The 5567-nt window shown below is 76.4% G+C and carries 4 protein-coding genes; 1 reads left to right on the forward strand and 3 read right to left on the reverse strand.

All coding sequences use genetic code 11. From position 1 onward, the window contains the following. Positions 1–127 precede the first annotated feature (127 nt). From BG452_RS28825 to BG452_RS28835, 3 genes are all read right to left on the reverse strand, one after another. Positions 128–1978 carry a S9 family peptidase gene (locus tag BG452_RS28825; RefSeq protein ID WP_188307283.1) on the reverse strand — a complete coding sequence of 617 codons (1851 nt, stop codon included), beginning with the start codon at positions 1976–1978 and terminating at the stop codon, positions 128–130. A gap of 197 nt (positions 1979–2175) precedes the next feature. Beyond that, positions 2176–3591 carry an MFS transporter gene (locus BG452_RS28830; RefSeq protein ID WP_188307284.1) on the reverse strand — a complete coding sequence of 472 codons (1416 nt, stop codon included), beginning with the start codon at positions 3589–3591 and terminating at the stop codon, positions 2176–2178. 163 nt (positions 3592–3754) lie between these two features. After that, complete coding sequence (locus tag BG452_RS28835; RefSeq protein WP_188307285.1) at positions 3755–4132, reverse strand: nuclear transport factor 2 family protein; 378 nt, start codon at positions 4130–4132, stop codon at positions 3755–3757. 235 nt (positions 4133–4367) lie between these two features. Here BG452_RS28835 and BG452_RS28840 point away from each other — a divergent pair. Beyond that, a partial coding sequence (locus BG452_RS28840; protein ID WP_188307286.1) for an AAA family ATPase occupies positions 4368–5567 on the forward strand: 1200 nt, incomplete at its 3' end.

Here is a 5567-nt window from a genome sequence, read left to right on the forward strand (position 1 = left end):
GACGGGCTCGCCGCCCGCGGCTTGGCCGGGGGCGGCGGGCAGGCCGCCTCGTCGCCGTGCGAGCCCGAGCAGCCGCTGAGCACCAGCACCCCGGCCACCGCCGCCCCCGCGAGCGTCAGCAGACGCCTCACCCGGCGCCTCCGGTGCTGCCGTCCGGGAGGCCGAGGTGACGCCGGACGAAGTCGATCTCCAGCCGCAGCTGCCTGATCCGCTCCTCCACCACCAGCGAGCCGTGTCCGGCGTCGTACCGGTACACCTCGTGCGGCTTGCCGAGCCGCTCCAGCCGCTCGACATAGTTCTCGATCTGCCGGATGGGGCAGCGCGGGTCGTTGACCCCGGCGCTGATGTACACCGGCACCCGCACCTGGTCGACGTACGTCAACGGCGAGGAGGCGGTGAAGCGCTCCGGCACCTCCTCCGGGGTGCCGCCGAAGAGCGTGCGGTCCAGCGACTTCAGCGCCTCCATCTCGTCGGCGTACGCGGTGTGGTAGTCCGCGACCGGCACCGCGGCCACGCCCACCGACCAGCTGTCGGGCTGCACGCCCAGGCCGAGCAGGGTCAGGTAGCCGCCCCAGCTGCCGCCGGTGAGCACCAGCCGGCCGGGGTCGGCCAGGCCACTGGCGACCGCCCACTCCCGGACGGCCGCGATGTCCTCCAGCTCGATCAGGCCGATCCGCTCGTGCAGCGCGTCCGTCCAGGCCTGGCCGTAGCCGGTCGAGCCGCGGTAGTTGACCCGGACCACCGCGAAGCCGTGGTCCAGCCAGGCCGCCGGACCGGCCGCGAAGGAGTCGCTGTCGTGGTGGGTCGGGCCGCCGTGGATCTCGAAGACGGTCGGGTACGGGCCCGGGCCGGCCGTTCGCGGGCGCTGCACCAGGGCGTGCACCCGCCCGCCGGGCCCGTCCACCCAGACGTCCTCGACCGGGACGGAACCGGGCGGCACCGGGCCGGGCGCCCGCAGCACCACCGCGCCGGCGGTGGAGCGGACGGCGGAGGGCTCGGCGGCCGAGGACCACAGGTACTCGACGGTGCCGTCCGGGCGGGCGGTGGCGCCGCCGACGGTGCCGCGCGGGGTCTCCAGGCGGGTCAGCCGGCCCTCCGCGAGGGAGTACGTGAACAGCTCGCTGCGCGCCTCGTACTCGTGCTCGACCAGCAGCTCCGCGGCGCCCGGGCGCCACTGCGCGGAGACGTCGCCGGGCAGCTCGCGGCCCTGCTCGTCGCGCAGCGGGAGGGCGGTCTCGGCGCCGGTGGCGACGTCCCAGATCATCGGCTCCCAGCGGCCGGTGCGCTGGTGGGCGACCAGCAGGCGGGTGTCGCCGTCGACCGGGGCGAAGCCCAGGCAGGCCACGCCGCGCGGCTCGTCCCGGCCGGTGACCTCGTCCAGCTCGCGGACGGTCTCGACCCCGTCCGCGGTGAGCCGGACCACCCGGATGGCGGAGTGCATCGCGTCGCCGTGCTCGGTGTGGTCGATGGCGAGCAGGGTGGCGTCGTGGCTGAGGTCGCCGACGCCGCCGTACTCCTCGTGCCGGTAGATCTCGACCGGCTCGGCCGCGCCCGGGCGGCGCAGGTGCAGGGTGGTGCCGTCCTCGTCGGTGGACCGGCCGACGACCACCGTGCCGTCCCGGCCCAGCGCCAGGCCGGCCGAGTAGGAGGCGGCGAGGCCGGGCACGGCCTCCTCGTCCGGGCCGCCCGCGAAGGGCTGGCGGCGCCAGACGCCGAACTCGTCGCCGTCGTGGTCGTCGAACCACCAGACCCAGGCGCCGTCCGGGGACAGCTCGGCGTCGGTGGTGCCGTTCGGGCGGTCGGTGACCCGGCGGTGGCCGCCGGTGGCGCGGTCCCAGGCGTAGACCTCGTAGGTGCCGGTCGCGTTGGACACGTACAGCGCCCGGTCGGGGGCGTCCTCGGCCCAGTCCGGCAGTGACACCCGGGCCGCCCTGAACCGCTGCTCCCACGCCGGCACGGCGCTCTTCTCCTCGCTCATCCGACCATCCAACCCGATCGGGGCGAGGGAACGGAACGGGCGGGCGGGGTTGCCCACACCCGCCCGCTCACCCGTGCGAAGCCGGACGGCCCCGAACGGGAGCGTTCGGGGCCGTCCGGGGGTCGTCCGCGTACCAGATTGTCCGCGGCTCAGGTCGTCCGAGGTTCAGATCGTCCGCGGCTCAGGTCGTCCGCGGCTCAGGAACGGCGCGGCAGCAGCCGGACCAGCCCCACCAGCACCAGTTCCAGCACCGCCAGCACCGCCACGCTGCGCCCGAAGGCCGCGGTCGGGTCGCCGGCGCCGTAGTAGACCAGGCCGATCAGCGCGATCCCGACGGCTCCGCCGACCTGCTGCACCGTGGCCACCGCCCCCGCCGCCGCACCGGCCAGCCGTGGCTCGACGGCCGCCAGGGCGACGCTGGTGACCGGGGCGATCACCAGGCCCATGCCGAGGCCGTCGACGAACAGCCCGGGCGCCAGCCACCACACGCTGCCGTCTGCCGCGCCGTACGCGGTGAGGGCGAGCAGGCCCAGTCCGGCGGCCATCAGCAGACCGCCGACGGTGATCGTGCGGGGCTCGCCGAGGTGGGCGGTGACCCGGTGGGTGGCGTTCGAGGTGAGTAGGTACCCGAGGCCGATCGCGGTGAACACCAGCCCGGCGCCGAGCGCGTCCAGCCCGCGGCCCAGCTGCAGGTGCAGGGCGAGCACCAGGAAGAACGAGGCCTGGCCGAGCCAGAAGGCCAACTGGGCGAGCAGCCCGGTGGCGAAGGCCCGGCCGCGGAACAGCCGGGTGTCCACGAGCGGGGTGCCGGTGGCGGTGGTGCGGTGCTGGTGGACGGCGAACCCGACCAGCAGGACGGCCGCGGCGGCGAGGCAGAGCACCGTCCACAGCGGCCAGCCGAGGCTCGGGCCCTGGATCAGCGGCAGCACCAGGGCGGTCAGCGCGACGGTCGCCAGCAGCACCCCGACCGGGTCCAGCCCCGGCCGCTGGGGGGCCCGCGACTCCGGCAGGCAGCGGCGGACGGCCGCCAGCGCGGCCAACCCGATCGGCAGGTTGATCAGGAAGCAGCTGCGCCAGCCGAGGCCGAAGAGGTCCGCGCGGATCAGCAGCCCGCCGATCAGCTGGCCGAACACCGCGCCGATGCCCATGGTCAGCCCGTACCGGGCGAAGGCCCGGGCCTGGGCGGCGCCCTCGAACGCCGTCCGCAGGATCGCCAGCACCTGCGGGCCCATCAGCGCGGCCGCCAGGCCCTGCGCGACCCGGGCGCCGACCAGCGTGGCGGCGGTGGGGGCGAGGCCGCAGCCCGCCGAGGCGAGGGTGAACAGGGCCAGGCCGAGCGCGAACACCCGGCGCCGGCCGTACCGGTCGCCGAGCCGGCCGGCCGTGACCAGCCCGACGGCGAGGGCCAGGCCGAACCCGGCCATCACCCACTGGACCACCGCCGGGCCCGCACCCAGATCGGCCTGCACGGAGGGGACGGCGACGTTGACGACGAAGGTGTCGAGGGCGGTCATGAAGGTGGCGGTCAGGACGACCGGCAGCAGGCCCCCGGGGGCGGCGGGTGCCGCCGGGGCGGCCGCGACGCGGCGGCGGGTGTCCAGGGCGGTGCTCATCTCGGCTCTCCTCCAGGGGGCGCTACTGCGGAGTTGCTGGGGGCGGGGCGGGGCGGGGCGGGGCGGGGCAGGGCGGGGGCGGGGAAGGGCGGTGCGGGTGCGGGACGGGGGCGGGGCGCCGCCGTGGGGGTACGGCGCCCCTGGGGCCGGTCCGTTCGCGGGCTCAGACGCCCGGCACGCGGTCCAGGAAGCCGTGCACGGTGCCGATCCGGCCCTCCGGGGTGGCCGCCAGCACGTCGAAGCCGATCACCACCGGCTCGGCGCCGGCCGGGCCGAGGTTCCAGGTGAACCGGGCGATGTCGTGGTGCGCGTCCACCGGGCCGAGGGTGAACTCCAGCCCCGGGAACTGGGCCTGGGCCGCGCCGATCAGCGCGTCGATCGCGTCCCGGCCGGCGACCGCGGCCAGCGGGTCGGTGTAGCGGCCGTCCTCGGCCCACACCTCGTCGATCAGCTTGCGGCGGGCGGCCGGGTCGGTCTCGTTCCAGACCGCCAGGTAGCGCTCGGCGAGCTGCTGGAGGGCGGCGGCGGTGATCTCGGTCATGGTCATCTCCCGTGTTCCGGTGGGCGGTTGGCGGGTCGTTCCCGCTGTTCACAAAGGTAGGGACGGGCGCCGGCGGGCGAATCAGTCACGGATCGGCATGGGGGTACGTAGGTATCCGCCCGGCCTACGTAGGCGCGGTGTCCGTCCAGCCGCGAGGGCGTGGTGTCCGCCCGCCCACGTGGGCCGTTGCGCCGTTGTGCCGGAGCGCCGGCGGCCGGCTCGATAGGGTCGGGGCATGCTGTACGGGAGGGAACACGAACAGGCCGCCGTGGACGGACTGTTGGCACAGGCGCGGACCGGACGCAGCGGGGCGCTGCTGCTCCGGGGCGAGGCGGGCATCGGCAAGACCGCCCTGCTCGACGACGCCGTCGCCCGGGCCGGCCGGACGTTCCGGGTGATCCGGGCGGCGGGCGTCGAGTACGAGGCCGAACTGCCCTTCGCCGGGCTGAGTCTGCTGCTGACACCCGCCCTGGACCGGCTGGACGCCCTGCCTGGGCCGCAACGGCGCGCCCTGGAGGCGGCGTTCGGACTCGGCGACGCGCTTCCGGCGGCGGGGCCCGACGGCCCCGGCATCGCGACTGCCGGCTCCGACGGCCCGGGCGTCGCGCCCGCCGACCGGCTGCTGGTCGGCCTCGCCACCCTCGGACTGCTCGCCGAACTCGCCGCCGACCAGCCGCTGCTGTGCGTACTCGACGACGTCCAGTGGCTGGACCGCGCCTCCCTGGACGCCCTGCTGCTCGCCGCCCGGCGCCTCCAGGCCGAAGGCGTCGCCCTGCTGCTCGCCGCCCGCACCGAGCCCGGCGCCCCGGCCGACCACCGACTCGGCCTGCCCGAACTACGGGTGGCCGCCCTGGCCGACACCGACGCCACCCGGCTGCTCACCGAACGGGCCGGCCCCGACCTGCCCGCCGCCGTCCGCGACCGACTGCTCACCGAAGCCGCCGGGAACCCGCTCGCCCTCACCGAACTCCCCATCGCCACCGGGCCGCAGGCCCACACCGCCGACGGCCTGCCGCTCACCAGCCGCCTGCTGATCGCCTTCCACGGTCAGGTCACCGGACTGCCCCCGGCCACCCAGACCCTGCTGCTGGTCGCCGCCGCCGAGGAGAGCGGCGAACTGGACGTCCTGCTGCCCGCCGCGGCCGCGCTCGGCGTCGACGCCGAACACCTCACCCCCGCCGAGGAATCCGGCCTGGTCACCGTCACCCCCGACCGCCGGATCGCCTTCCGCCACCCGCTGCTGCGCTCCGCGATCCTCCAACGCGCCCCGCACCACCAGCGGTTGACCGTCCACCGGGCCATCGCCGGGGCACTGCCGGACGGCGACCGCCGCACCTGGCACCTCGCCCTCGCCGCCACCGCCCCCGACGCCCGCCTCGCCGACGCGCTGGAACGCACCGCCGTCCGCACCGGCCGGCGCGGCGGCCACGGCGGC

Source organism: Streptomyces sp. CBMA123 (genome assembly GCF_014596465.1).
GTDB lineage: Bacteria > Actinomycetota > Actinomycetes > Streptomycetales > Streptomycetaceae > Kitasatospora.